This is a genomic window from Salibaculum griseiflavum, assembly GCF_003129565.1.
In the GTDB taxonomy this organism is placed as follows: Bacteria; Pseudomonadota; Alphaproteobacteria; order Rhodobacterales; family Rhodobacteraceae; genus Salibaculum; species Salibaculum griseiflavum.
In genome coordinates, this window is the sequence record NZ_QETF01000011.1 from 70,438 (window position 1) to 96,005 (window position 25,568).

A 25,568-nucleotide genomic window follows, 5' to 3' on the forward strand; every position below is an offset into this window, starting at 1 on the left:
CGCTAGTCTCCGTCCTTGTTCCCGTCCAGCACCGAGTATTTCCGGTATCGGTGACGGTAGATGAAATTCGGCCGGTCGCCCTCGACCAGGTAGAAGATGATGCCGACCGATACGATCCCGTCGAACAGCAAAAGCAGACCGGGATCGGCCCCCACGTTGCGCACGAAGGCATAGAGGTTGAACCCCGCCATCACCAAGGTCACCACCACGGCCCAAGGCATCCGTGCCCAAAGCCCCAGCCCGGCCAGCACGGGCAGCAGGCCACCCAGAAGGATCACGCCGGGCGCATAACCCGCCCCCCAGAAGACCCAGAGTTTGAACAGGCCGATCACGACCAGGTAGCCGGCGATCACCCGCAGGGCGAAGGTCAACTGACCCTTGGGATGCGCGCGCGCCACCTCAGGCTCCACGTGAACCCAGGGGATGCCGGAATAGGCGCCGGGCGTTTGATCTTCGGGCTTGTTGTCGTCGCTCATGCGGCGGCTCCTTTCAGCTGGTCGCACCAGGATATGTCGCCGGTCAGGTAGGGCCGGGCCAATCCCGCGTCGAGAAGGTGGTCCGAGACCGGGGCACCCTCCACCAGCACACGGCCCAGCGCCCTTTCATAACGGTCGGTTTCGCCCGACAGTGCCAGTCCGATCCGGCCCGCGCGATAAAGCTGCCAACGCAGAAACAGGCTGGCCCGCACCGCCAGAAGCCGTTCCTGCCAGCAATCGCCGCGCAATTCAGGGGTGTCGATCCCCGCAAGACGCAAGCGGGTTTGTGGCGCCTCGGTGCAGGCCATGACCAGCGTGTCGCCGTCGATGACCCGCACCACCCGGCAGTCTCCTTCGGCTTTCATCCAGCCGTTGACGTAATCCGCCACCACCGGTGCCGCGATGACCACGAAAACCGCGGCCGCGATACGACCCACCGGCCGCCGGCCCCGCCCCGGACCGCGATAGCCGCGCATGCGCGGCATCAGGTTGCGGCGCAGGACCATTACATGCGGAACACGCCGAAGCGCGTCTCCTCGATGGGGGCATTCAGCGCAGCGCGCAGCGACAGCGCCAGCACCTTGCGGCTGTGGCGGGGGTCGATCACGCCATCGTCCCAGAGCCGGGCACTGGCATAAAGCGGATGCGACTGTTCCTCGAACATGTCGATGGTGGGTTGCTTGAAGGCGGCCTCTTCCTCGGCGGACCATTCCCCGCCCGCCCGCTCGATCGCGTCGCGCTTGACCGTGGCCAGCACGCCCGCCGCCTGTTCTCCGCCCATGACCGCCGTGCGCGAGGTTGGCCATGTCCAGATGAAATTCGGACTGTAAGCCCTTCCTGCCATGCCATAATTTCCGGCTCCGAAAGAGCCGCCGACAATCATCGTGATCTTGGGCACGGCGGTCGTCGCCACGGCCGTGACCATCTTGGCGCCATGCCGGGCGATACCTTCGTTTTCGTATTTGCGACCCACCATGAATCCGGTGATGTTTTGCAGGAAAATCAGCGGTATCTTGCGCTGGCTGCACAATTCGACGAAATGCGCGCCCTTCTGGGCCGCCTCTGAAAACAGGACGCCGTTATTGGCGACGATGCCGCAGTCCATGCCCTCGATCCGCGCGAAGCCACAGACCAGCGTTTCGCCAAAGCGCGCCTTGAACTCGTCAAAGCCGGTGGTGAAATCGGGGCCGTCGATGATGCGGGAAATGACCTCGCGGATGTCGTAGGGCGTGCGCAGGTCGGCAGGGATCACGTCGAACAGGTCGTCGATGGGCCGGGCCGGGTCCGGGCCGGCGGTGTCGGGCGCGTCGCCGCCCGCCGCGCCAAGATTGCGCACCGCTCGGCGCACCAGCGCCAGCGCATGGGCATCATCCTCGGCCAGGTAATCGACCACGCCCGAGAGCCGCGTGTGCACGTCGCCGCCGCCGAGGTCTTCGGCCGTCACCTCCTCGCCCGTCGCGGCCTTGACGAGCGGCGGGCCGGCGAGGAAGATCGTCCCCTGTTCGCGCACGATGATGGAGACATCGGCCATGGCCGGCACATAGGCGCCCCCGGCGGTGCAACTGCCCATGACGGCGGCGATCTGGGGGATGCCGGCCGCGCTCATCTGCGCCTGGTTGTAGAAGATGCGCCCGAAATGGTCGCGGTCGGGAAAGACCTCGTCCTGGTTGGGCAGGTTGGCGCCGCCGCTATCGACCAGATAGACACACGGCAGATGGCATTGCGCGGCAATCTCCTGGGCGCGCAGGTGCTTCTTGACGGTCATCGGGTAGTAGGTGCCGCCCTTCACCGTCGCGTCATTGGCGACAACCATGACCTGCCGCCCCTCGACCCGGCCGATCCCCGCGATCACCCCGGCGCAGGGCGCGGCCCCGTCATACATGCCATGAGCCGCCGTCGCGCCGATTTCGAGGAAGTCCGAACCGGGGTCCAACAAATTTGCAACCCGCTCGCGCGGAGGCATCTTGCCGCGTGCGACATGGCGTGCGCGGGCCGCCTCGCCGCCGCCCTCGGCGGCCTGTGTCGCCGCCTCGGCCACCCGGGCCAGTGCCGCTTCGTGGTCTTGTCTCATCGCATGTCGTCCCAAAGGAATTTGAGGTGAATGGTCCGCTGCGCGGTCATGTCCAGATGGCAGGACGCGCCGGCGATCTGTCGCATGGTCCCCGCCCCCCATTGCGCATGGGCAAATCCGCATTCGGCATCACGGAACGCGATCCAGGCGCGTTGCGCCTTGCGCAGGGCATCGGCCATGACGGCATGTTCGGGAAAGTGCTCGGCTTCGGCCACATCGGCAGCCTGCGCCGCCGCCATCGCCGCCCGGTATTCGCGATTCAACAGGTCATCCCAGGCGTCGTGCTCCGCCAGGGTGCAGAACATCATGCCCAGGGTGGTCTGGCCATCCGCTTCCGCCGTCATGCAGCCTTCGGCGAAACGGCCGATACAGGCTTGCGCTGCCTGTGTATCGGCGGCGGCGTCGAGGCATGCCGGCACACCCTCCATATGATGCGCCAGCCCGGCAACCTGCGGCTGCGGCCCGGCCCAGGCAACAGGGCCCAGCAGGACAAGGATCAGCGCCAGTCTCATTCGCTGAGATCCCGTTTCAGCAGCTCCAGCTCGCGGTCGAGGAAATACGAGATGATCGAGCGGATGATGACCAGCAAGAGCAGGAAGACGAGGTCGGTGAAGGCCAGGCTGAGCGCAGTGTGGATCACATCTGTCACGATGAACAGTTCCAGTCCGGCCAGAATGTAGCGACCCAGCTCGATACGCTGACGATTGGTCCGGCGCACGCGCTCGGCTTTGCTGTGGGTGATCTCGGCACGGGTCACACCGATCATGAAACGGACCGCCCCGACCACCAGCAGGAGGCAGGCAAAGATGTCGATAAAGGCCGCCGCCCATTCCAAGCTATCGACAAGCCAGGGCAGTCGGCCATGCAGAATGCCGCCCTCCTGTTCGACGTCGATCAGCGATCCCATGGTCAGCCCATCGCCCCCATCAGTTCGCGCCCGATCAGCATGCGGCGAATCTCGCTGGTGCCGGCGCCGATCTCCATCAGCTTGGCATCGCGGAACAGCCGGCTGACCACGCTGTCATTCATGAACCCCGCGCCCCCCATGGCCTGCACCGCCTGATGCGCCTGCACCATCGCCTGTTCGGAGGCATAGAGACAGCACCCCGCCGCGTCCTGACGGGTGATCCGCCCCGCGTCGCAGGCCTTGGCGGCCTCGTAGACATAGGCCCGGGCTGAGTTCAGCGCGACATACATGTCGGCGATCTTGCCCTGCATCAGCTGGAAATTCCCGATGGGTTCGCCGAACTGTTTGCGCTCGGCCAGATACGGCATGATCTCGTCCAGGCAGGCGGCCATGATGCCGGTGCCGATCCCGGCCAGCACCACGCGTTCGTAGTCGAGGCCCGACATGAGTACGCGGACGCCTTTGCCCTCTTCGCCGAGCACGTTCTCGAAGGGAACTTCCACGTCCTCGAAGACGAGTTCGGCGGTATTGGACCCGCGCATGCCCAGCTTGTCGAAATGGGGGCTGGTGGAGAACCCCTTCATGGTCTTTTCAACAAGGAAGGCTGTGATGCCCTTGGCCCCGGCCTCGGGATCGGTCTTGGCATAGACGACCAGAGTATCGGCATCGGGGCCGTTGGTGATCCAGTACTTGTTGCCGTTCAGCCGGTAGTGATCGTTGCGCTTTTCAGCCTTGAGCGACATCGACACCACGTCGGATCCCGCCCCGGCCTCGGACATGGCCAGCGCGCCGACATGATCCCCCGAAATCAGGCCCGGCAGGTATTTGCGTTTCTGGTCCTCGGTGCCGTTCAGCTTGATCTGGTTGACGCAGAGGTTCGAATGGGCGCCGTAGGACAGCGACACGCTGGCGCTGGCGCGGGCGATCTCCTCGATCGCGACCACATGGGCCAGGTAGCTCATCCCGGCCCCGCCATAGTCCTCGGGGGTCGTGATGCCCAGCAGGCCCAGCTCGCCCATCTCGGTCCAGAGCGCGGGGGGAAAAGCGTTGCTTTGGTCGATCTCGGCGGCCATGGGCTTGACGCGGTCCTGCGCCCAGCGATGCACCATGTCGCGCAGCGCGTTCACGTCCTCGCCAAGATCGAATTCCAGTGATGCGGTGAACATCGGGCGGCCTCATTTATTGAACACTTGTTCAATTCTATGCCGCCGCAGACGATTCCGTCAATCACCTATCTCGATCCCGAAATCCGACAGGTCCAGGCGCCGCGCATTGGCGCGCTCTTGCGGGGTCAACGGGAAGCGGGCCAGCATCTCTCGGTAGTGATGGTGCAGCCGCGCGCCCCAGTCACGTCGCAGGTGCGCCATCAGGCGTTCATGGGCCTCGATCCAGGTCTGGCGGCTGTAGTCGTCGTCGATGGTCGGGCGCGGGTCCGGCCGGGCCGGTGCGTGAACCTGCCGCGTCGCCGCTTCCATGTCCTGCACAAGTTTGCGGGTGATGTCGGACAGGGTGTGAAACAGCCAGTCGTCCGGGTCGCCCAGCGGGGCGGGAATCTCTGCCTCCAGGTCGGGCCGGCCCAAGTGTGCAAGCGCGGCACGCAACGCCGTCCTGACCTCGGCCTCGTTCACTGGGCGGCGACCCCGGCCTGCCAGACCGCCCCCACCTCGGCCCGAATGATCCGCGCGATCTGGGCGCAATCGTCGGTCGAGAAGGTCAGCGGCAGGCGCATGTCGACGATACCCCGCAAGACCCGGTCACTGGCAGGCATCGGGTCGGACGGCGCATATCGCCAACTGTCATAGCGGCTGGTGAAGCCATGCGGTTCATCGGCCCCGAACCACTTGAGCTCGACCCCGCGGCGGGCGCAGCGCGCCAGCACCTCTTCGATCGCCGGTCCGGACCAGTCCAGCAAAAGGAACTGGTAAGAGGACGCGACGAACTGCTCGGCGTGGGGGCGGTCGATCCGGGTCAGGCCGGGCGTGTCGGCCAGACCGTCCTCCATCGCCGCATAGAGCGCGTTCCAGCGGGCGCATTGCCGGTCGAGGTCGGCCAGTTGCGGCCGCAGGATGGCGGCACGCAGGTTGTCCATTCGGCCGGAGACGTTCGGGGTCTCATACTTGATCCGTGCAAAAGTCTCGGGCGGCGGCGCGGCGCGGTGCCGGTCGAACAGCATGTAGGACCCCGACAGCATGATCGCGCGGGCCATCGCCTCGGCGTCGTCCGAGATCAGCAAGCCACCCTCGCCGGAGTTCATGTGCTTGTAGGTCTGGGTGGAATAACACCCGAATTTGCCCCACCGGCCCGAGGGCGTGCCGTTCCACGCTGCGCCCATCGTATGGGCGCAATCCTCGATCAGGGTCAGGCCGTGGGCCGCACATAGGGCGGTCAACGCCTCCATGTCGCAGACATGGCCCCGCATATGGGACAGCATCAGCACATCCGCCTGCCCGGCCTTGGCCGCAAGATCATCGAGGTCGATCACCAGCCCCTCGGTCACGCCGACAAAGACCGGCACCGCGCCGACGCTGGCGATGGCACCGGGCACGGGGGCCAGCGTAAAGGCATTGGTCAGAACCTTGTCACCGGGGCCGACCCCGCATGCGCGCAGGGCTGTGGCAAGTGCATAGCCGCCCGAGGCCACGGCAAGGCAATAGGCCGCCCCGACCGATGCGGCGAATTCCTCTTCCAGCAACGCGGTTTCGGCCACTTCGCCCTCGGCCACGTTGTAGCGGTGCAATCGCCCGTGACGAAGCACGGCCAGTGCCGCCTCGATCCCGGCCTCGGGGATCGGCTCCTGCTGGGTGAAACTGCCTTTGAAGACCTCTTCCATCCGCCTGTTTTGCGGGGTCCTGCCGCGCCCGTCAATGGGGCGACATGTCGGTTTCAGGACAGAATCGCGGCACGACTGAGATCAGCCTCGCCCCATGGACCCGGTCGACTTCATCCACGACTTCGCGCTGGCCGATGCGCCCGCCGCACTACGTTCCCGCCTGCCAGTAATGCTGCTGGACCTGATCGGCGTTGGCATCGGCGGGGCTGAAACGCCATTGTCGGCCCTCATTCGCGGCCATGCCGCAAGTCAGTTCGGCGGTGATGTGCCCCTTTTCCTGGACGGTCGCACCGCCTCGCCGGTCGGCGCGGCGCTGGCGGCGGGCATGACCATCGATGCGTTGGACGGACATGACGGGTTCAATCCCTCCAAGGGCCATATCGGCTGCCCGCTTTTCGCGGCACTTCTGCCCTTTGCCCGGGGGCGATCCGGCCAGGACCTGCTGGCGGCCATGGCCATGGGCTATGAATTCGGGGCGCGCACCGCTATGGCCCAGCATGGCACCGTGCCCGACTATCACACATCTGGCAGCTGGGGCGCTGTCACGGCGGCGGCGGGCGTGGCGCGGCTGTTGCGGTTGAACCGGGACCAGACCCGTCACGCGCTGGGAATCGCCGAATACCATGGGCCCCGCAGCCAGATGATGCGCTGTATCGACCACCCTACGATGGTCAAGGACGGGTCCGGGTGGGGCGCAATGGCCGGGGTCTCGGCAGCACTGCTGGCGCGCGACGGCTTCACCGGCGCCCCGGCCCTGACCGTGGAAAAGGCACCGGACTTCTGGGCCGACCTGGGCCAGCGCTGGTATGGATTGGAACAGTATTTCAAGCCCTACCCTGTTTGCCGCTGGGCGCAGCCACCGATCGAAGCCCTGCTGAGCCTGCGCCGCGCCCACGCGCTGACATCCCGGGACGTGACCCGGATCGAGGTCGAGAGCTTTCACGAGGCCACGCGGCTGGCCACCGCCGAACCTCAAACCACCGAAGAGGCGCAATATTCCACCTCGTTCCCCTGCGCTGTGGCGCTGGTTCATGGCACGGTCGGGCCGGCCCATCTGACTAGCGCGGCGTTGCACGATCCCGAAACCCTGCGCCTGTCGCGCACCTTGGCGTTCCGCGAAAGCGCCCACGCCAACCGCGCCTTTCCGGTCAAACGCTTTGCCCGCGTGACCCTGCATCTGGCCGATGGACGAAGCCTTGTCAGCGACTGGCACGAGCCGCGTTGGGACCATGACGCGCCACCGACCGGGAGTGAGCTGCGCAACAAATTCCGAACTTTGGCCGTTCCCGGGCTGGGCGCGGATCGCGCCGCGGCCATCGAGGCGGCGGTGGATGGCTTGATCGACGGGCCTGCGGATGACCTTCTGACCCTTCTGGCTCAGCCGATCAGCCGCTGAACCTCGGCGCCCAGATCGTTGTAGCTGCCAATCGTCCCGTCCGGCGCCATATCGTGCACGCCATCTCCGTGCGGCCCGAAGGTGACAAGGATCACCGGAACCCCGGCGGCGCGCGCCGTATCGCGGTCCGTCACCGTATCACCGATCAGAACCGACCGGTCCAGCGCACCCTGCGCCCGCTCGACCGCCGCCAGATACGGGGCGGCATCGGGTTTGCGCGTGGGCAAGGTATCGGCCCCGATCAAGGACGCGAACAACCCCCGCACCCCAAGACTGTCCAAGAGGCGGTCAGCCAGCCCCTCGGGCTTGTTCGTGCAGACCCCGACCGCATAGCCCCCGGCACGCAGCCCCTCGACCGCCTCGACCGCGCCGGGAAACAGCCGGGTATGGATGTCGAGCGCCTGCCCGTAATAGTCCAGCAGCCGGGGATATTGCCGATCGATCTCATCCGGGCCATGGCCACCCGTGCGTTCGAACCCGAGGGTCAACATCGCCCGTCCGCCCCGCATGGCGGTGGCCGCATCGGCCAGCGGATCCAGCACATCCCCCAGCCCGAGATCCCGGAAACAGGCATTGGCGGCGGCCACAAGATCGCCGCTGGTATCGGCCAATGTGCCATCGAGGTCGAAAATCACGGTGCGCATGGGCAGTCTCCGGCAAGGTTTTGCCTTCTGTAACCTGCCGACACGGGATGTGAAGCCCCCGCGGCTTGCCAAGACGAGCATGCGCGATAGAAGGGACGCAAACGAGCACGAGGTGGGGCGAAATGGCCACAGCACTGGTAATCCTGGCCGCGGGCAAGGGCACACGGATGAAATCTGATCTGCCCAAGGTCCTGCACGAGGTCGCCGGCGCGCCGATGCTGGTGCATGCCATGCGCGCGGGCGCGGCGCTGGACCCTGCCCGCACCATCGTCGTGGCCGGGCACGGCGCCGATGCCGTCGAAGCGGCGGCACGCGCCTGGGATGAAACAACCGAGATCGTGCATCAGACCGAACAGCTGGGCACCGGCCACGCCGTCGTCCAGACCCGCACCGCACTTGCCGATTTCGACGGTGACGTGATCGTGCTTTACGGCGATACCCCGTTTATCCGGCCCCGGACCCTTGCGGCCATGCAGACCGCCCGTGCTGAACATGATGTGGTCGTCCTCGGGTTCGAAGCGGCCGATCCGGGCCGCTACGGTCGGTTGAAGATGTCCGGCCAATCCCTTGATGCCATTGTTGAATTCAAGGATGCAACAGATCAGGAACGGGCGATCACCCTGTGCAATTCCGGCGTCGTGGCCGCCGATGCGCAAACACTGTTTTCGCTTCTGGACGAGGTCGGAAATGACAATGCCAGCGGCGAGTATTACCTGACCGATATCGTCAGCCTGGCACGGGCGCGGGGCTTGTCCGCCACCGCCGTGACCTGCGACGAGGATGAAACCCGCGGCGTCAATTCCCGGGCCGAGCTGGTATCCGCCAATGCCGCCTATCAGGCCCGTGCACGGGCCGAGCTGATCGAGGCCGGGGTGACACTGCAGGCGCCGGACACTGTGCATCTCTGCTTCGATACCCTGCTTGGCCCCGATACCGTGATCGAGCCGAACGTGGTCTTCGGCCCCGGCGTCACCGTCGAGAACGGCGCGACGATCCGGGCCTTCAGCCACCTGGAGGGGTGCCATGTCGCACGCGGCGCCGTGGTCGGCCCCTATGCCCGTTTACGCCCCGGCGCGGAACTGTCGGAGGATGTCCGCATCGGCAATTTCGTCGAGATCAAGAACGCGCAGATCCATGCCGGCACCAAGGTCAATCACCTGTCCTATATCGGCGATGCGGAACTGGGCGAGAAGACCAATGTCGGGGCAGGCACGATCACCTGCAATTATGACGGGGTCTTCAAGCACCGCACGGTCATCGGCAAGAATGTCTTCATCGGGTCGGACACCATGCTGGTCGCGCCGGTGACGCTGGGCGATGACAGCATGACAGCGACCGGCACAGTGGTCACACATGACGTGCCCGCAGGGGCCATGGCCGTAGGCCGGGCGCGGCAGGAGAACAAGCCGGGCTTTGCCCGCAAGATGTTCGAAAAGTTAAAGTCTGCGAAGGCAAGGCTCAAAAAGGATGGCCAATAATGTGTGGAATTGTCGGTTTTCTAGGCCAACACGAAGCCGCGCCGATGCTTGTCGACGCCCTGCGCCGGCTGGAATACCGCGGCTATGACAGCGCCGGGATCGCCACCGTTAACGCTGGTGTCCTGAACCGTCGCCGTGCGGTCGGGAAGCTGGTCAACCTGCAGGACCTGTTGGTGCATGACCCGTTGGCCGGCAAGGCCGGGATCGGCCATACCAGATGGGCGACCCATGGCGCGCCGACCCTTACCAACACGCACCCGCACCAGGCCGGCCGCGTCGCCGTCGTGCACAATGGCATCATCGAGAATTTTCGCGACCTGCGCAGCGAACTGGGGGCGCTTGGCATCGACCACCATACCGAAACGGATACCGAGACCGTTGCGCTTCTGGCCGAGCATTACCTGGACGGGGGCCTCGCCCCCGTCGAGGCCGCGATGCGGACAATCGGCCGGCTTGAAGGGGCCTATGCGCTCTGTTTTCTGTTCGAGGGCGAAGACGATCTCTTGATCGCGGCGCGCAAGGGCAGCCCGCTGGCCATCGGCCATGGCACGGGCGAGATGTTCGTCGGATCCGATGCCATCGCACTGGCCCCGATGACCGACCGGATCACCTATCTCGAAGAGGGTGACATCGCCATCATCGCCCGCGACACACTGGAAATCCGCGACGCCACCGGGGAACTGGCCAATCGCGAGGTGAAGCACATTCAGATCGATGCGGCCCAGGTCGACAAGGGTGGCCATAAACACTTCATGGCCAAGGAAATTGCCGAGCAGCCCACTGTTCTGACCTCGGCGCTGAACTACTACCTCGATGAAACGGGGATCACCCTGCCTGATCCGGGGCTGGATTTCGCGCGGATCGAGCGACTGACCATGGTGGCCTGTGGCACCGCCTATTTCGCCTGCCTGACCGCCAAATACTGGTTCGAACAGCTGGCCGGCATCCCGGTCGAGGTCGATGTGGCGTCGGAATTCCGCTATCGGGAACCGCCCATCGCGCCAGGCACCGTGGCGCTGTTCGTCAGCCAATCGGGCGAGACCGCCGATACGCTGGCCGCCCTGCGCTACTGCAGGGACAAGGCCGACCGCATCGTCTCGGTGGTCAATGTCGCCGAAAGCTCGATCGCACGCGAAAGCGACCTGCCCCTGCCGATCCTGGCCGGGGCCGAGATCGGGGTCGCCTCGACCAAGGCCTTCACGTGCCAGCTTGGCGTCCTGATCACGCTGGCACTCAAGGCGGCGCGGGACAAGGGCCGGATCGACGACACCGAACTGGCCACCCATTTGACCGCCCTGCGCGGCTTGCCCGGCCTGATGAACATCGCCCTGGACCAGGCGGATAGAACCCGCGCCCTGGCGCGCAAGCTGGCCGAAGCCCGCGACATCCTGTTCCTTGGGCGCGGACCGATGTATGCCCTTGCCCATGAAGGTGCGCTGAAGCTCAAGGAAATCAGCTATATACACGCCGAAGCTTATGCGTCTGGCGAACTCAAGCACGGGCCGATCGCGCTGGTCGACAAGACCGTGCCGGTGATCGTCATGGCGCCGACCGATGCGCTTTTCGACAAGACCGTGTCGAACATGCAAGAGGTCATGGCGCGGGGCGGCAAGGTGCTGTTGATCACCGACCGAAAAGGGGCCGACCAAGCCGCCGAAGGGGTCTGGAACACATTGATCCTGCCCGAGGTGGACCCGCTTCTGGCCCCGATCCTCTATGCGATCCCGGCCCAGCAACTGGCCTATTTCACCGCTGTCGCCAAGGGCACGGATGTGGACCAGCCGCGCAATCTGGCAAAGTCCGTCACGGTCGAATGAGGCAGAGCTAAGGTGCGCGGCGGAAAGCCGCCGGCGCTTTTACGGCCCTTGAATGTCGTGACGCCTTCCGCGAAACACCTCGAAAAGGCCAAGGACGACCGCGCCGTGCTCAACCTGACCCCGCAGATAAATCTACTGGCCGAGCGTATTCATGCCATGCGCGGAGATGGCAGGTTGCTGGTGGCCATCGCCGGTGCGCCGGGTAGCGGCAAGTCCACCCTGGCCGCCGAACTTGCCCGCCGCCTGAACGCGCAGAAATGTGCAACCCGCGTGGTATCGATGGACGGGTTTCACCTGGACAACGCCATCCTGAGCGAGCGCGGTCTACTCGTGCGAAAGGGCGCGCCGGAAACCTTCGACGGCGCAGGGTTCCTGCACCTCGTGCACCGGATGAAAGAACAGATCGAGGTCATCGCTCCGGTTTTCGACCGAAGCCGCGACCTCGCAATAGCCGGGGCCGAAGTGGTTTCCGCCGAGACCGAGGTCGTTCTTGTCGAAGGCAATTACCTGCTGTTCGACGCGGCGCCATGGTTCAATCTCGCACCGCTGTGGTCGCTGTCCGTCCGCCTTGAGGTGCCGATCGAGGATTTGCGGGCGCGATTGATCCAGCGATGGTTGCGCCTCGGTCATACGCGCGTGGCGGCGACCCGGCGCGCCGAGGCCAACGACATTCCGAACGCCGAAGCCGTGATCGCCCGCGCCCTGCCCGCCGATATCGTGCTGGCCCCGGACGGGCGCGTCCTGAACACGCCATAGCGACTCGGCGCCAGGGCGCATATGGTGGCGGGAAATGAGCATGACACCAGATATTGCCAGCGATTCGGGGCACGCCTTTCTCGGCGTTGACAGCTCGCTGACAGGTCGGCGCTGGATCGGCCCCGGCATCGAGGAAGACCGGCTTGCCGAAGGCATGGCCCAAACCACCGCCCTGCCCTTGCCCGTCTGCCGCACGCTGGTCCGGCGCGGCGTGGCGGATCAGGATGCCCCCGCTTTCCTCGCTCCGACCCTGCGCGACCTCCTGCCCGACCCGCGCAGCCTGCACGATATGGAAACGGCCGCCGCTCGCTTCGTCACTGCCGTGGAGCGCCGCGAACGGATCGCCATTTTCGCCGATTACGACGTCGATGGCGGCTCCTCGGCGGCGCTCTTGCTATCCTGGCTCGGCGATTTGGGCCTGGGCGCGACGCTCTATGTGCCTGACCGCATCGACGAGGGCTATGGCCCGAACGTGCCCGCCATGCAGGCCCTCGCCCGCGATCATGACCTGATCATCTGTGTCGACTGCGGCACGCTGAGCCATGAGCCCATCGCCGCGGCCAAGGGTGCGGACGTGCTTGTCCTCGACCACCACCTGGGCGGAGAGACGCTGCCACCCGCGCTGGCCGTGGTGAACCCCAACCGTCAGGACGAAAGCGGCGATCTGGGCCATCTCTGTGCCGCCGCCGTGGTCTTCCTGATGCTGGTCGAAGCAACCCGGCAACGCCGCGAGGCGGGTCGCGCAGGCCCGGACCTCATGGCGCTTCTTGACCTTGTCGCACTGGCCACGGTGGCCGACGTCGCCCCCTTGCAGGGCGTCAACCGTGCCTTCGTGCGCCAGGGGCTGACTGTCATGGCCCGCCGGCAGCGTCCCGGCCTGGTGGCGCTGGCCGATGTGGCGCGCATGGATACCGCGCCCAATGCCTATCACCTCGGGTTCCTGCTGGGGCCGCGGGTGAATGCGGGCGGAAGGATCGGCCGGGCCGACCTCGGGGCACGCCTTCTGGCCTGCACCGACCCGCGCGACGCGGACGGCATGGCCGCGAAACTGGATGAGTTGAACACCGAACGCCGCGAGATCGAGGAGCAGGTCCGCGACGCCGCCCTGGCCCAGGCCGAAGAGCGGGGGTTCGACGCGCCGCTGGTCTGGGCGGCCGGTGAAGGCTGGCATCCGGGCGTTGTCGGCATCGTCGCCTCGCGCCTGAAGGAACGCACCAACCGCCCCGCCATCGTGATCGGCCTGGAGGGCGACGAGGGCAAGGGGTCGGGCCGCTCCGTTTCGGGCATCGACCTTGGGGCAGCGATCCAGCGGCTGGCCGCCGAAGGCCTGCTAATCAAGGGCGGCGGTCACAAGATGGCCGCCGGGCTGACCGTGGCCCGCGACCGGCTGGACCCCGCGATGGACCGACTGGCCGACCTCTTGGCCAAGCAGGGTGCCGACCGGATCGGCCCTGCGGACCTGCGGCTCGACGGGCTGCTGATGCCGGGGGCCGCCACGGTCGAATTGATTGAGCAGATCGAACAGGCCGGCCCCTTCGGCGCCGGGGCGCCGGCGCCCCGCTTTGCCTTTGCCGATTGCCAGATCCTTTTCGCCAAGGAGGTCGGAAAGGGCCACCTGAAACTGACATTCGGCGATGGTCTGGGCGCGCGGATCGACGCCATTGCCTTCGGGGCGATGGACGGGCCGCTCGGGGCGAAACTCATGGCCCATAACGGCGCGCGCTTCCACCTGGCGGGGCGGCTGGAAATCAACACCTGGCAGGGCCGCAGCACCCCGCAACTGCGCCTGGAGGACGCCGCGCCGGCAAGTTGAAAAAAAGCGCACGAATCCTCTTGCACAGGTCAGCGGCTTTTTCTAAAAGCCCCCTCACCGACCAAGTGGCCCGTTCGTCTATCGGTTAGGACGCCAGGTTTTCAACCTGGAAAGAGGGGTTCGATTCCCCTACGGGCTGCCACTTCTTCCCTATTTGTCGAACAGCTTTCCCGCGCCTAGATCGCCGCGTCGATCATGGCATCCGCGCCCATGGCGAAGGACGCCAGAAGCGACAGGGTCAGCACCACCGAGGCGCCGCCGAAGACCAGGCCGATCATCGTGACCATCCCGTCGCGTTCCACCAGCCCGACGCCGATGATGAACATCGACACGGCCGGGAACCAGCCGCTGAACGGCACCGGCAGGAACAGCGCAAAGGCGATCACGAACAGCAGCACGCCCAGCGCGCGTTCGTTGCGGCGGGCGAAAATCCAGGTTTGGCGTGGCACCAGCACCCGTTCCAGACGGCGGGTCACCGGGCGCAGCCGCAGCACCGCGCGGCGCAGCTTTTCCGGGTCCAGTGCCTTGCGAGACAGGAAACGCGGCAGCCGCACATAGCGAAAGCCCAGCATCATCTGAAGGGTGATCACCAGCAGCGGCAGCGCGGTGATGAGCGACGAGCCGGGCGGCAAGGGCAGAAAGGTCAACAGCGAGAACACCACGAGCGCCCAGCCGAAAGAGGCCTCGCCCAGCGCGGCCAGCAGGTTGCCGATGGTCAGCGCCCCGGTCTCGTGCTGATGGCGCGCGATGCGCAGGATCGGCATCGACAGGGAAGGCCGACGCCGGTGTTCGTCCTCGGGCTGCATCTTGGTCCTTTCGCTCCGATCGCCTGCATATCGGCGCTCGGGCGCGAAAATGCAATCATGCGGGGCTAGCTGCGCTCGTCCTTGGAGGTTCCCATGACCATGTGGCTGGTGATCGCACGGACATGGGGCACGGTGCCGAGCGTATCCGTGTGAAAGGCCTTGTAGGCGGCAAGATCGGCGGTTTCGACCCGCAGCAGGTATTCGAAGGCGCCGGCGATGTTGTGGCACTCGGCCACTTCGGGCGCGCGCGCCATGGCCGCCTCGAATCCTTCCTGGGCGGCCTTGGAGTGCTCCGACAGGCCAACGGTCACATAGACGACGAACCCCCGCCCTGTCTGGGCCGGGTCGAGCCGCGCGCGATAGCCACGGATCACGCCGCGCCGCTCCAGCTCTTGCACGCGGCGCAAGCAGGCAGAGGGCGACAGACCCACCCGCTCGGCCAGATCGAGGTTCGACAGGCGGCCATTGGCGGAAAGCTCGCGCAATATTTTGCGGTTCAGGGCGTCAATTTCGGTCATCAATTGCGCATTTACCCGAAAAGGTCGCATCTTCGCAATTTCATTCTTGGGGAAACCGCGCAGTTTGTCCGCCATGTCCCAGGAATTGCTGACCGCCTTCGTCACCTTTGCCTTCGTCGCCTCGATCACGCCGGGGCCAAACAACCTGATGTTGATGGCCTCGGGCGCGAATTTCGGCTGGCAGCGCACGGTGCCGCATCTGCTGGGGGTCAGCCTTGGGCACGGCTTTCTTGTGCTGGTGCTGGGGCTGGGCCTGGCTCAACTGTTCGAGGCCTATCCGGGGGTCAAGACCCTGCTGACCCTGCCCTGCGCGGCCTACCTTTTGTGGCTGGCATGGAAAATCGCCCATGCCGCCCCGCCGGAAAAGGCCAAGGCCGAAGGCCATCCCCTGACCTTTCTTCAGGCTGCCGCGTTTCAATGGGTGAATCCAAAGGCTGTCTACATGGGCATCACCGCACAGACCACCTATGCGCCGCAGGGCGCGGGCTGGACCGGCGCGATACTGGTGGCCGCTGTGTTCATCTGCGTCAACATCGTCTCGGTGAACACATGGGTCATGGGCGGCACGCAGCTGCGCCGGTGGCTGGCCCACCCGACCCGCCTGCGCGTTTTCAACTGGACAATGGCGGTATTGCTGGTGCTGACCTTGGTGCCGATCGTGATGGATCTGGTCTGAATGTCCGGACTGTGAGAGACAGAAGGAAATTCCAGAGTTTCCTTCGGCCCGTTCAGAACGGCACGTCGTCGGCCTGGCCCGCGCCGACCACGAATTTGCCGACCACGCGCTTGGTGCCGGCCTTGTCGAATTCGATCAGCAGCTTGTCGCCCTCGATCTCCATCACCTCGCCATAGCCGAATTTCTGGTGAAAGACCCGGTCGCCCTCGGTGAAAGAAGACACGGCCTGTGCGTCGATGGTCAGGTTGCGCGCCTCCGAGGGTTGCGACATCGGCCGCCGGTCCATCCGGGACTGCATCCGCCGCCAGCCGGGCGAATTGTAGCCATCGGCGCTGGCGGCGCGGTTGGGCAGGTCCGATTGCGGCAGGTCCATACCGCCCCCGGTGCTGCCATAAAGGCCCGAGGGCGTCAGAACCTCGACATGGGCCTCGGGCAGTTCGTCGATGAACCGGCTGGGCATCTGGCTTTGCCACTGGCCATAGACCCGGCGATTGCCGGCAAAGGAAATGGTGCAGACCTCTTCGGCCCGGGTGATGCCGACGTAAGCCAGCCGGCGTTCCTCTTCCAACCCCTTGAGCCCGCTTTCATCCATGGACCGTTGTGACGGAAACAGCCCATCCTCCCATCCCGGCAGGAACACGGCGGGAAATTCCAGCCCCTTTGCGGCATGCAGCGTCATGATGGTGACCTTTTCCTCGGTCTCCTCGCTTTCATTATCCATGATCAGGCTGACATGTTCGAGGAAGCCTTGCAGGTTCTCGAACTGCTCGAGCGCCTCGACCAGCTCCTTGAGATTCTCCAGCCGGCCGGGTGCCTCGGGCGTCTTGTCGTTCTGCCACATCGTGGTGTAGCCGCTTTCGTCGAGGATCATCTCGGCCAGTTCGACATGGGTGTCGGATTCCTCGCGCAGCTGGCGGTGCCAGCGGTCCAGCCCCTGCACCAGTTCGGCCAGGTTGGCGCCGCCCTTGCCCTTGATCAGCCCGCCCTGCACGCAAAGCCGCGCGCCCTCGACCAGGCTGACGCCGTTGGTCCGCGCGGTGCGCTGGATGGTCTGCACCGCCTTGTCGCCCAGCCCGCGCTTGGGCGTGTTGACGATGCGTTCGAAGGCCAGGTCGTCGTCCTGGCTGACCGCAAGGCGGAAATAGGCCATGGCATCGCGGATCTCCATCCGCTCGTAGAAGCGCGGCCCCCCGATGACCCTATAGGGCAGTCCGATGGTCAGGAACCGGTCCTCGAAGGCGCGCATCTGGTGGGAGGCCCGCACGAGGATCGCCATACCATCGAGCGACAGCGAATCGCGGCCCCTTGTGCCGCGCTGCATCGCCTCGATCTCGTCCCCGATCCAGCGGGCCTCTTCCTCGCCATCCCAATGGCCGATCAGGCGCACTTTCTCGCCGTCGCCCGCATCCGTGAACAGCTCTTTGCCCAATCGGCCCTTGTTGGCGGCGATCACGCCCGAGGCAGCACCGAGGATATGCCCGGTCGAGCGGTAATTCTGTTCCAGCCGCACGACCTTGGCGCCCTCGAAATCCTTTTCGAATTTCAGGATGTTGCCCACCTCGGCCCCGCGCCAGCCATAGATCGACTGGTCGTCATCACCCACGCAGCAGATATTCTTGTGCCCCTGCGCCAGAAGACGCAGCCACAGATATTGGGCCACGTTGGTATCCTGGTATTCGTCGACAAGGATATAGCGGAACCAGCGCTGGTATTGTGCCAGAACGTCCGGATGATCCTGAAAGATGGTGACCATGTGCAACAGCAAGTCACCGAAATCGACAGCGTTCAGTTCCTTCAATCGGCGTTGATAGGCGGCGTAAAGCGGCACCCCGCGCCCGTCATAAGCGGCCGTTTCGGCCACCGGCACGGTGTCCGGCGTCCAGGCCTTGTTCTTCCAGCCGTCAATGATGCTGGCCAGCATCCGCGGCGGCCAGCGCTTGTCGTCGATATTCTCGGCGGCGACCAATTGCTTGAGCAGGCGCAGCTGGTCATCCGTGTCGAGGATCGTGAAATTCGATTTCAGCCCGACCAGTTCGGCGTGCCGGCGCAGCAGCTTCACGCAGATCGAGTGGAAGGTGCCCAACCAGGGCATTCCCTCGACGGCCTCGCCCATCAGGGAGCCGATGCGCTGCTTCATCTCGCGCGCGGCCTTGTTGGTGAAGGTCACGGACAGAATTTCATTGGGCCGCGCCCTGCCCGACGCCAGCAGATGCGCAATGCGGCAGGTCAGCGCCTTGGTCTTGCCCGTCCCTGCCCCCGCCAGCATCAGGACCGGACCATCCAGTGCCTCGACCGCCTCGCGTTGCGCGGGATTGAGCCCCTCCAGGTAAGGCGCGGCACGGCCTATCATGGCGCGCTGGCTTAGCGGAACGGCGGCCTCGAAAGCGTCATCTTCGGAAAAACTGCTCATGGGCGGCAATCTAGCGTGACTCGGATCGAGGGGGAAGGACTGTTCCCCAAATGTTCTGCCACGCGGCACAAATTGACTGTTATCGCTAACAAATACCCGCTCCTCCGCTGTTTACACCCGTCGCGAAATCTTCATAGATTGCTGCGACTGCAAAAAGGGGAGCCTGACCCGTGGCCGATTTCCAGAAGATCCTTGTCGCCAACCGAGGTGAGATTGCCATCCGCATCATGCGGGCCGCCAACGAGATGGGCAAGAAGACCGTCGCCGTCTATGCCGAGGAAGACAAGCTGGGCCTGCACCGGTTCAAGGCGGACGAGGCCTATCGTATCGGCGAGGGGCTGGGCCCCGTGCAGGCCTATCTGTCGATCGAGGAAATCATCCGCGTGGCCAAGGCCAGCGGGGCCGACGCAATCCATCCCGGCTACGGCCTTCTGTCGGAAAACCCCGACTTCGTGGATGCCTGCACCGCGGCGGGAATCACCTTTATCGGCCCCAAGGCCGAAACCATGCGCGCCCTGGGCGACAAGGCCAGCGCCCGGCGCGTGGCGATCGAAGCTGACGTGCCCGTCATTCCCGCCACCGAAGTGCTGGGCGATGACATGGAGGCAATCAAGAAAGAGGCGGCCGAGATCGGCTATCCGCTGATGCTCAAGGCCAGCTGGGGCGGCGGCGGGCGCGGCATGCGCCCGATCCAGTCCGAGGATGAGCTGGAAGAAAGGGTGCTGGAAGGCCGCCGCGAGGCCGAGGCCGCCTTTGGCAACGGCGAGGGCTACCTGGAAAAGATGATCACCCGCGCCCGCCACGTCGAGGTTCAGATCCTCGGCGACAAGAATGGTGAGATCTACCACCTGTGGGAGCGCGATTGTTCGGTCCAGCGCCGCAACCAGAAGGTCGTGGAACGCGCCCCTGCGCCCTACCTGTCCCCGGCGCAGCGCGAGGAAATCTGCAACCTCGGCAAGAAGATCTGCGCGCATGTGAATTACGAATGCGCCGGCACCGTCGAGTTCCTGATGGATATGGAGACCGGCAAGTTCTACTTCATCGAGGTGAACCCCCGCGTCCAGGTCGAACACACCGTCACCGAAGAAGTGACCGGCATCGACATCGTCCGTGCGCAGATCATGATCGCCGAGGGCAAGAGCCTGATGGAGGCCACGGGGACCGCCAGCCAGTATGACGTGAAACTGGACGGGCATGCCCTGCAATGCCGGGTCACGACCGAAGACCCGCAGAACAACTTCATCCCCGATTACGGCCGCATCAGCGCCTATCGCGGCGCCACCGGCATGGGCATTCGCCTCGACGGCGGCACCGCCTATTCCGGCGCGGTCATCACCCGCTATTACGACAGTCTTCTGGAAAAGGTGACCGCCTGGGCCCCCACCCCCGAGGCGGCGATTGCCCGCATGGACCGCGCCTTGCGGGAATTCCGTATCCGGGGCGTCAGCACGAACCTCGATTTCGTGATCAACCTGTTGCGCCACCCGACCTTCCTCAACAACGAGTATTCGACCAAGTTCATCGACGAGACCCCCGAGCTGTTCGATTTCAAGCCGCGCCGGGACCGGGCCACCAAGATCCTGACCTATATCGCCGACATCACCGTGAACGGGCACCCGGAAACGGCGGGCCGCCCGAAGCCGGGCGCGGCCGCGATAGAGCCGAAGCCCCCGGTGCGCTCGGCGGACAGCGTTCCGGACGGAACGCGCCAGATCCTCGATCGTGATGGGCCGGAAGCCGTGGCGAAATGGGTGCAGGACCAGAAACACCTGCTGGTCACCGACACGACCATGCGCGACGGGCACCAGTCGCTGCTGGCCACGCGCATGCGCTCTATCGACATGATCAACGCCGCGCCCAGCTACGCGGCGAACATGTCAGGCCTCTTCTCGGTGGAATGCTGGGGCGGGGCGACCTTCGACGTGGCCTACCGCTTCTTGCAGGAATGCCCGTGGCAGCGCCTGCGGGACATTCGCGCCAAGATGCCCAACATCCTGACACAGATGCTGTTGCGGGCTTCCAATGGCGTGGGCTACACCAACTACCCCGACAACGTGGTGCAGGAATTCGTGCGCCAGGCCGCGGAAACCGGCGTCGATGTCTTCCGCGTCTTCGACAGCCTCAACTGGGTCGAGAACATGCGCGTGGCCATGGATGCGGTGCAGGACGCCGGCAAGATCTGTGAAGGCACGATCTGCTACACGGGCGATATCCTCGATCCCGACCGGGCCAAGTATGACCTGAAATATTATGTCGGCATGGCGAAAGAGCTGGAGAAGGCCGGCGCGCATATGCTCGGCCTCAAGGACATGGCCGGGCTGCTCAAGGCTTCGTCCGCCGGGCAGTTGATCCGGGCGCTGAAGGACGAGATCAGCATCCCGATCCACTTCCATACCCATGATACCAGCGGCGCGGCGATTGCCACGGTGCTGGCGGCCTCGGAGGCGGGCGTCGACATCATCGACGCGGCTATGGACAGCTTCTCGGGCAACACGTCGCAGCCGACGCTGGGCTCCATCGTCGAGGCGCTGCGCCATACCGAGCGGGAAACCGGGCTGGATATTGCCGCCATCCGCGAGATCTCCAATTACTGGGAAACCGTGCGCGCCCATTACGCGGCCTTCGAATCCGGCCTTCAGGCCCCCGCCTCCGAGGTCTACCTGCACGAGATGCCCGGCGGGCAATTCACCAACCTCAAGGCGCAGGCGCGCAGTCTCGGCCTGGAAGAACGCTGGCACGAGGTCGCGCAGGCCTATGCCGACGTCAACATGATGTTCGGGGATATCGTGAAGGTGACGCCCTCTTCCAAGGTGGTGGGCGACATGGCGCTGATGATGGTCAGCCAGGGTCTGACCCGCGAAGAGGTCGAAGACCCCAAGGTCGATGTGTCCTTCCCAGACAGCGTCATCGACATGATGCGCGGCAACCTGGGCCAGCCTCCCGGCGGCTTCCCCGACAGCATCGTCAAGAAGGTGCTGAAGGACGAGAAACCCAACCTGGAACGCCCCGGCAAGCACCTGGAACCGGTCGATCTGGAAGCGGTCCGCAAGGAAGCGAGCGAAAAGCTGGGCGGGATCGAGATCGATGATGAGGACCTGAACGGCTACCTGATGTATCCCAAGGTCTTCACCGATTACGCCACGCGCCACGAAACCTATGGCCCCGTGCGCACGCTGCCGACCTCGACCTTTTTCTACGGCATGGAACAGGGCGACGAGATCAGCGCCGAGATCGACCCCGGCAAGACGCTGGAAATCCGCCTGCAAGCCATCGGCGAGACGGATGAAAACGGCGACGTGAAAGTGTTCTTCGAACTCAACGGCCAGCCGCGCACGATCCGGGTGCCCAACCGCAAGGTCAAGGCCGAGACCGTCCAGCGCCCCAAGGCCGAGGCGGGCAACCCCGCCCATGTCGGCGCCCCGATGCCAGGCGTCGTGGCCAGCGTCGCGGTCAATGCCGGGCAGAAGGTCAAGGAAGGCGACATGCTGCTGACCATCGAGGCGATGAAGATGGAAACCGGCCTGCACGCCGAACGCGACGGGGTGGTCAAGGCCGTGCACGTCCAACCGGGCGGCCAGATCGACGCCAAGGACCTGTTGGTCGAATTCGAGTAATCGACGGATCAGGATCTGTGCAACGCGCGCCCTTGTGGCGCGCGTTTCTGTTTCTGTGGACCGCACCAGGGGAACAGGCTGTTTCCTGCCATATCGCCCCTCGCCGCCGGCAGAATTGCGCCGATATTTTCGATATTATTTCATTGACTTATCGGTTTTCCGCCGAAATTTGCCGGGTTGAGCGATCACGCGTCACCGGCGCCGAAAACCGCGCCGATTTCCCCCTTTTCGCCCCCCGGTACGCGTCATAGTTGGCCCGTGGAAAGCAGGTTTTCCGCCTGCCTCACAAGGGGGCGTCGCCGCCTCCCAACCAGAAGGACACGAGTATGTACAAGACGATTATGCTTACCCTCGCCACGGCCGCGGCCACGTCGACCGCAGCGCTGGCGCAATCCGCCCTCGATACCTCGGCCGCGGAGGATCGTATCGAGACGCTCAACGAAGATATCGCCGACGATTTCGAGCGCGACACACCGCAGTTCGGCAACGAAGGGCGCGCCACAGGCTTCAGCGGCAGCTTCGCGCTGCAAGGCTCTGCGACCAGCGGCAACACCGACACGGCCACGCTGGGGATCGGCGCCAATATGGGCTATTACGACGGGCTCAACGGTTACGACCTGCAATTGAGCTACCAGTTCTCGGAAAACGAGGGCGTCACTGACGAGGACAGCCTGCTTTACGAGCTGGAATACACCCGCGATTTCGGCCGCAGCTACTACGGCTTCGCCAAGTTGCAGGGCAATGTCGAGCGCCTGCCTTTCGACACCAGCGACAACTTCCTGGGCGTCGGTGTCGGCTATCGCGTCTTCGACACCCCCGACGTGCAATGGGCCGTGCAGGCCGGTGCGGGCTACCGCGTGGCCGAGTTGAACAGCGTCGATGACCTGAGCGAGGGCGCGCTGGCGCTGTCTTCGAACTACTACAACCAGTTCACCGACACGATGGCGTTGACCAACGATACCGACATCATCGCCTCGGACTCGGACACCGTGGTCTACAACGACCTCGGCGTGAACGTGCGCATGACCGAAACGCTGGCCCTGCGCACCAGCGTCGTGACCGAGTATCACACCGATCCCGAGCCCGGAAAGAAAGACACCGACAACACCTTTGGCGTTTCGGTTGTCTACAGCTTCGACTAGGGGCGGCCGGATTCCAGTTTGCATCTCCGAACCCGGGGCGGCCGCAGATCGCGGTCGCCCCATTTGCGTCCGGCCCGAAAGGACAGGCAAAAATTTGTCCCGTTGCCGGCATTTTCCGCTTGCAGCCCTGCCCGTCTTTTCCTAAATCACGCTTCACGAAACGGACGCGGGTGTAGCTCAGGGGTAGAGCATTACCTTGCCAAGGTAAGGGTCGTGAGTTCGAATCTCATCACCCGCTCCATTCGTATTTCCCAATACGTGCAAAACCGTGCAAAGCGTTTGAAAAATAACGCTATTCCCTTTTCGCCAAAAGCGAAACTATGCAAAATAGTGCAGGGTTGTGCAGACGAATTGGGCTAAAAAAGGGCTAAAATTTCATGCTCCTGACAGACTCAAAAATTCGCGCTGCAAAGCCCGCCGAGCGCACCTACCGAATCGCCGACGGCCACGGGCTATACTTGGAAGTCTTGCCATCCGGCACGAAGACATTCCGGCTCCGCTACTACTTCCCAGCCGGTAAGCGCCGATGGTCCAACCTGGGCCCCTACCCCCAGGTGAAACTTGCGGACGCAAGAGGGCAGCGGGACCGTTATCGCGAGACTATCCGGCAAGGCGAAGACCCGGAACCGGAACGCAAGCCGAGGCGAGCCCCCGCCCAGGCGAGCCCAAAACCCCCGACGCTCGGCCCAGCGGTGAGGGACCCGGGCTTGGTTGCTACGGTTTGCGACCACTACCTTCTGTTCCGAAAACGGGACGGCGCGAACCAACGAACTCTGGTCAAGCTGGAACGGCACCTGGAGACCGTGAAGGCCGGGATCGGGGACCGCCAGATCACGGACATCAGCGGGCCCGACATCCTGGCCCTGGTTCGACCCATCGAAGAGGCCGGCAAAGTCGAGACAGCCCATGAGGTCCGGTCCCGGTGCTCGCAACTCTTCCGTTTCGCCATTGCCGAAGGACGCGCGACGGCGGACCCGGCCCGTGCCGTGACCTTCGCGATGGCGAAACGGAAGCGCGGGTCCTTCCAGGCGATCACAGACCCGGAGAGGGTCGGCGCGATGTTGAAGGCGATCCGGCGCACCGACCGGGCCACCGACCAAGTGAAAACCGCACTCCTGCTCTCGGCCTATCTCTTCCCGCGCAGCAGCGAACTTCGCGGGATGCGCTGGAACGAGATCGACTGGAACGCGGGCCTCTGGGAGATACCGGCAGAGCGCATGAAAATGAAGCGCCCTCACCTGGTCCCCTTGTCGCCCCAGGCGAAGGCGATCCTCGAAGGCATAAGGCCGATCACCGGCCACGCGGAACTGGTCCTTTGTTCTCCCAACGACTCAAGCCGTCCGATCAGTTCGACTATAATGAAAACCTGCCTGACCAAGGTCGGGTTTTCCGATCACACCCAGCACGGCTTTCGGACGACCTTTTCCACGAACATGAATGAGATGGGATGGAATAGCGACTGGATCGAGAAGCAACTTGCCCACGAGACGACCCAGAAAGTCCGGGCGGCCTACAACAGGGCGGAGTATCTGGCGGACCGCATCCGCATGGTTCATGCCTACGGCGAATGGCTGACGAAACTAGAGAAGAGTTGACCCCTAAACCCACTCTCATCAAATCAGCGAACGCTCTCCCATTGGCGCTGATGTCAGACAGTTTCCCCGACTTGAAACCATCTCGATCATTCATATTGGACCAGGCTGCGATTGCGGCCCTGAGCTGCCATTGGCCATATGGCTCAGATGCTGCGCCGCAGCCCGTCAGACCGGTCATTCGTTACACCATTTAAGGGAGGTGTTTCTAATTGCTCTTGAAAAACGCAGCAAGTTCCGAGACACTTACTGCCTATGGCGACACAAGGGTGGCATAGTGTAACGGTAGCACGCCTGCCGATTAGAGGATCATACTTTGAAAGCAGGAAGTGCGGGTTCGAATCCCGATACCACCACCAAGCGCCCAAGCGCTTCACAACCGCTTAGAGATTTTCTTATTGAAACAGGTGAGGCCGTGGCTCATCTGAACACCATTTTTGTTGGCCTAGATTGTCTGACGTCAGGGCCTATGGGACAGATTTGAGGTTTTCGTAACGGAGGATTTCTGGTTCATCGCAGCTATCAAGCGGCGAAGATGAACAAGAAATCCGGAACATCGAAGGACGCGGCCGACAAGCTGGTCAAAGGGATCAAGCGCAAGACGCGCAAGCATTATTCTGCG

General features: G+C 64.3%; 21 protein-coding genes and 3 tRNA genes. 12 read left to right on the forward strand and 12 right to left on the reverse strand.

The features are described from left to right. Positions 1-2: 2 nt before the first annotated feature. Genes DFK10_RS10880 through DFK10_RS10915 form a run of 8 tightly spaced genes read right to left on the reverse strand, consistent with a single transcriptional unit; the run spans position 3 to position 6,284 of the window. Positions 3-476 carry a hypothetical protein gene (locus DFK10_RS10880; protein WP_109389056.1) on the reverse strand — a complete coding sequence of 158 codons (474 nt, stop codon included), beginning with the start codon at positions 474-476 and terminating at the stop codon, positions 3-5. Beyond that, positions 473-982 (reverse strand): thermonuclease family protein, encoded by a 510-nt coding sequence (locus DFK10_RS10885; protein WP_109389057.1) that lies wholly within the window; start codon positions 980-982, stop codon positions 473-475. Before DFK10_RS10885 ends, DFK10_RS10880 begins: the two co-directional genes overlap by 4 nt. After that, complete coding sequence (locus tag DFK10_RS10890; protein WP_109389058.1) at positions 982-2,547, reverse strand: carboxyl transferase domain-containing protein; 1,566 nt, start codon at positions 2,545-2,547, stop codon at positions 982-984. Before DFK10_RS10890 ends, DFK10_RS10885 begins: the two co-directional genes overlap by 1 nt. Then, positions 2,544-3,059, reverse strand: a complete 516-nt coding sequence (locus tag DFK10_RS10895) for a lysozyme inhibitor LprI family protein (RefSeq protein ID WP_109389059.1) — start codon at positions 3,057-3,059, stop codon at positions 2,544-2,546. The genes DFK10_RS10890 and DFK10_RS10895 overlap by 4 nt, the downstream gene beginning before the upstream one ends. Continuing rightward, positions 3,056-3,454 carry a DUF1622 domain-containing protein gene (locus DFK10_RS10900; protein WP_109389060.1) on the reverse strand — a complete coding sequence of 133 codons (399 nt, stop codon included), beginning with the start codon at positions 3,452-3,454 and terminating at the stop codon, positions 3,056-3,058. The genes DFK10_RS10895 and DFK10_RS10900 overlap by 4 nt, the downstream gene beginning before the upstream one ends. Positions 3,455-3,456: 2 nt before the next feature. Beyond that, positions 3,457-4,620, reverse strand: a complete 1,164-nt coding sequence (locus tag DFK10_RS10905) for an isovaleryl-CoA dehydrogenase (protein WP_109389061.1) — start codon at positions 4,618-4,620, stop codon at positions 3,457-3,459. A 57-nt stretch (positions 4,621-4,677) separates the two neighbouring features. Further along, the gene (locus DFK10_RS10910) at positions 4,678-5,034 is read right to left on the reverse strand and encodes a hypothetical protein (RefSeq protein WP_146193261.1); all 357 of its coding nucleotides are present in this window, start codon (positions 5,032-5,034) and stop codon (positions 4,678-4,680) included. 44 nt (positions 5,035-5,078) lie between these two features. After that, positions 5,079-6,284 (reverse strand): DegT/DnrJ/EryC1/StrS family aminotransferase, encoded by a 1,206-nt coding sequence (locus tag DFK10_RS10915; protein ID WP_109389063.1) that lies wholly within the window; start codon positions 6,282-6,284, stop codon positions 5,079-5,081. 94 nt (positions 6,285-6,378) lie between these two features. On the opposite strand from DFK10_RS10915, the gene DFK10_RS10920 reads away from it, so the two are divergent. Next, positions 6,379-7,680, forward strand: a complete 1,302-nt coding sequence (locus DFK10_RS10920) for an MmgE/PrpD family protein (protein ID WP_109389064.1) — start codon at positions 6,379-6,381, stop codon at positions 7,678-7,680. On the opposite strand, the gene DFK10_RS10925 is transcribed toward DFK10_RS10920, so the two are convergent. Next, positions 7,662-8,324, reverse strand: a complete 663-nt coding sequence (locus DFK10_RS10925) for an HAD-IA family hydrolase (protein ID WP_109389065.1) — start codon at positions 8,322-8,324, stop codon at positions 7,662-7,664. The two genes, DFK10_RS10920 and DFK10_RS10925, sit on opposite strands and share 19 nt — an antisense overlap. Before the next feature lie 122 nt (positions 8,325-8,446). Between DFK10_RS10925 and glmU the strand changes: the two genes are divergently transcribed. The 5 genes from glmU (at position 8,447) to DFK10_RS10950 (ending at position 14,330) form a co-directional block, all read left to right on the forward strand. Next, entirely contained in the window at positions 8,447-9,802 is a 1,356-nt protein-coding gene (gene glmU, locus DFK10_RS10930; RefSeq protein WP_109389066.1) for a bifunctional UDP-N-acetylglucosamine diphosphorylase/glucosamine-1-phosphate N-acetyltransferase GlmU, read from the forward strand. After that, positions 9,802-11,619 (forward strand): glutamine--fructose-6-phosphate transaminase (isomerizing), encoded by a 1,818-nt coding sequence (glmS, locus tag DFK10_RS10935; RefSeq protein WP_109389067.1) that lies wholly within the window; start codon positions 9,802-9,804, stop codon positions 11,617-11,619. The genes glmU and glmS overlap by 1 nt, the downstream gene beginning before the upstream one ends. A gap of 105 nt (positions 11,620-11,724) precedes the next feature. Further along, a complete protein-coding gene (locus DFK10_RS10940) occupies positions 11,725-12,375 on the forward strand; it encodes a nucleoside/nucleotide kinase family protein (RefSeq protein WP_109389078.1) in 651 nt (216 codons plus the stop codon). A gap of 34 nt (positions 12,376-12,409) precedes the next feature. Beyond that, positions 12,410-14,188, forward strand: coding sequence for a single-stranded-DNA-specific exonuclease RecJ (recJ, locus tag DFK10_RS10945; RefSeq protein WP_109389068.1), 1,779 nt, complete (start codon positions 12,410-12,412; stop codon positions 14,186-14,188). 67 nt (positions 14,189-14,255) lie between these two features. Beyond that, positions 14,256-14,330: transfer RNA gene (locus DFK10_RS10950), tRNA-Glu, on the forward strand. Between the two features lie 34 nt (positions 14,331-14,364). Here DFK10_RS10950 and DFK10_RS10955 read toward each other — a convergent pair. Both DFK10_RS10955 and DFK10_RS10960 read right to left on the reverse strand, forming a co-directional pair. Beyond that, complete coding sequence (locus tag DFK10_RS10955) at positions 14,365-14,994, reverse strand: exopolysaccharide biosynthesis protein (RefSeq protein ID WP_109389069.1); 630 nt, start codon at positions 14,992-14,994, stop codon at positions 14,365-14,367. A gap of 65 nt (positions 14,995-15,059) precedes the next feature. Continuing rightward, entirely contained in the window at positions 15,060-15,512 is a 453-nt protein-coding gene (locus tag DFK10_RS10960; protein WP_109389079.1) for an Lrp/AsnC family transcriptional regulator, read from the reverse strand. Between the two features lie 73 nt (positions 15,513-15,585). Here DFK10_RS10960 and DFK10_RS10965 point away from each other — a divergent pair, with 73 nt between their 5' ends. Next, positions 15,586-16,188: a LysE family translocator gene (locus tag DFK10_RS10965; RefSeq protein ID WP_109389080.1), complete on the forward strand. Its 603-nt coding sequence runs from the start codon at positions 15,586-15,588 to the stop codon at positions 16,186-16,188. Between the two features lie 52 nt (positions 16,189-16,240). Here DFK10_RS10965 and DFK10_RS10970 read toward each other — a convergent pair whose 3' ends face one another. Continuing rightward, positions 16,241-18,598: an ATP-dependent helicase gene (locus DFK10_RS10970; protein WP_109389070.1), complete on the reverse strand. Its 2,358-nt coding sequence runs from the start codon at positions 18,596-18,598 to the stop codon at positions 16,241-16,243. A gap of 170 nt (positions 18,599-18,768) precedes the next feature. Between DFK10_RS10970 and DFK10_RS10975 the strand changes: the two genes are divergently transcribed. From DFK10_RS10975 to DFK10_RS10995, 5 genes are all read left to right on the forward strand, one after another. Continuing rightward, positions 18,769-22,212 (forward strand): pyruvate carboxylase, encoded by a 3,444-nt coding sequence (locus tag DFK10_RS10975; protein ID WP_109389071.1) that lies wholly within the window; start codon positions 18,769-18,771, stop codon positions 22,210-22,212. Between the two features lie 326 nt (positions 22,213-22,538). Then, on the forward strand, positions 22,539-23,354 hold the full coding sequence (locus DFK10_RS10980) for a DUF481 domain-containing protein (protein WP_235866826.1): 816 nt from the start codon (positions 22,539-22,541) through the stop codon (positions 23,352-23,354). A gap of 166 nt (positions 23,355-23,520) precedes the next feature. Next, positions 23,521-23,595 (forward strand) — tRNA-Gly (locus DFK10_RS10985). Positions 23,596-23,731: 136 nt separating this feature from the next. Further along, positions 23,732-24,949, forward strand: coding sequence for a tyrosine-type recombinase/integrase (locus DFK10_RS10990; RefSeq protein ID WP_109389072.1), 1,218 nt, complete (start codon positions 23,732-23,734; stop codon positions 24,947-24,949). Between the two features lie 265 nt (positions 24,950-25,214). Beyond that, positions 25,215-25,305: transfer RNA gene (locus DFK10_RS10995), tRNA-OTHER, on the forward strand. Positions 25,306-25,568 lie beyond the last annotated feature (263 nt).

What these genes read in the sequence shown, in the direction of transcription:
- DFK10_RS10955 (WP_109389069.1), bottom strand. Translation starts at nt 14,994, where the DNA reads ATGCAGCCCGAGGACGAACACCGGCGTCGGCCTTCCCTGTCGATGCCG.
- DFK10_RS10915 (WP_109389063.1), bottom strand. Translation starts at nt 6,284, where the DNA reads ATGGAAGAGGTCTTCAAAGGCAGTTTCACCCAGCAGGAGCCGATCCCC.
- DFK10_RS10890 (WP_109389058.1), bottom strand. Translation starts at nt 2,547, where the DNA reads ATGAGACAAGACCACGAAGCGGCACTGGCCCGGGTGGCCGAGGCGGCG.
- DFK10_RS10990 (WP_109389072.1), top strand. Translation starts at nt 23,732, where the DNA reads ATGCTCCTGACAGACTCAAAAATTCGCGCTGCAAAGCCCGCCGAGCGC.
- DFK10_RS10980 (WP_235866826.1), top strand. Translation starts at nt 22,539, where the DNA reads ATGTACAAGACGATTATGCTTACCCTCGCCACGGCCGCGGCCACGTCG.
- DFK10_RS10965 (WP_109389080.1), top strand. Translation starts at nt 15,586, where the DNA reads ATGTCCCAGGAATTGCTGACCGCCTTCGTCACCTTTGCCTTCGTCGCC.
- DFK10_RS10960 (WP_109389079.1), bottom strand. Translation starts at nt 15,512, where the DNA reads ATGACCGAAATTGACGCCCTGAACCGCAAAATATTGCGCGAGCTTTCC.
- DFK10_RS10900 (WP_109389060.1), bottom strand. Translation starts at nt 3,454, where the DNA reads ATGGGATCGCTGATCGACGTCGAACAGGAGGGCGGCATTCTGCATGGC.
- DFK10_RS10970 (WP_109389070.1), bottom strand. Translation starts at nt 18,598, where the DNA reads ATGAGCAGTTTTTCCGAAGATGACGCTTTCGAGGCCGCCGTTCCGCTA.
- glmU (WP_109389066.1), top strand. Translation starts at nt 8,447, where the DNA reads ATGGCCACAGCACTGGTAATCCTGGCCGCGGGCAAGGGCACACGGATG.
- DFK10_RS10885 (WP_109389057.1), bottom strand. Translation starts at nt 982, where the DNA reads ATGGTCCTGCGCCGCAACCTGATGCCGCGCATGCGCGGCTATCGCGGT.
- DFK10_RS10895 (WP_109389059.1), bottom strand. Translation starts at nt 3,059, where the DNA reads ATGAGACTGGCGCTGATCCTTGTCCTGCTGGGCCCTGTTGCCTGGGCC.
- DFK10_RS10920 (WP_109389064.1), top strand. Translation starts at nt 6,379, where the DNA reads ATGGACCCGGTCGACTTCATCCACGACTTCGCGCTGGCCGATGCGCCC.
- glmS (WP_109389067.1), top strand. Translation starts at nt 9,802, where the DNA reads ATGTGTGGAATTGTCGGTTTTCTAGGCCAACACGAAGCCGCGCCGATG.
- DFK10_RS10905 (WP_109389061.1), bottom strand. Translation starts at nt 4,620, where the DNA reads ATGTTCACCGCATCACTGGAATTCGATCTTGGCGAGGACGTGAACGCG.
- DFK10_RS10925 (WP_109389065.1), bottom strand. Translation starts at nt 8,324, where the DNA reads ATGCGCACCGTGATTTTCGACCTCGATGGCACATTGGCCGATACCAGC.
- DFK10_RS10880 (WP_109389056.1), bottom strand. Translation starts at nt 476, where the DNA reads ATGAGCGACGACAACAAGCCCGAAGATCAAACGCCCGGCGCCTATTCC.
- recJ (WP_109389068.1), top strand. Translation starts at nt 12,410, where the DNA reads ATGAGCATGACACCAGATATTGCCAGCGATTCGGGGCACGCCTTTCTC.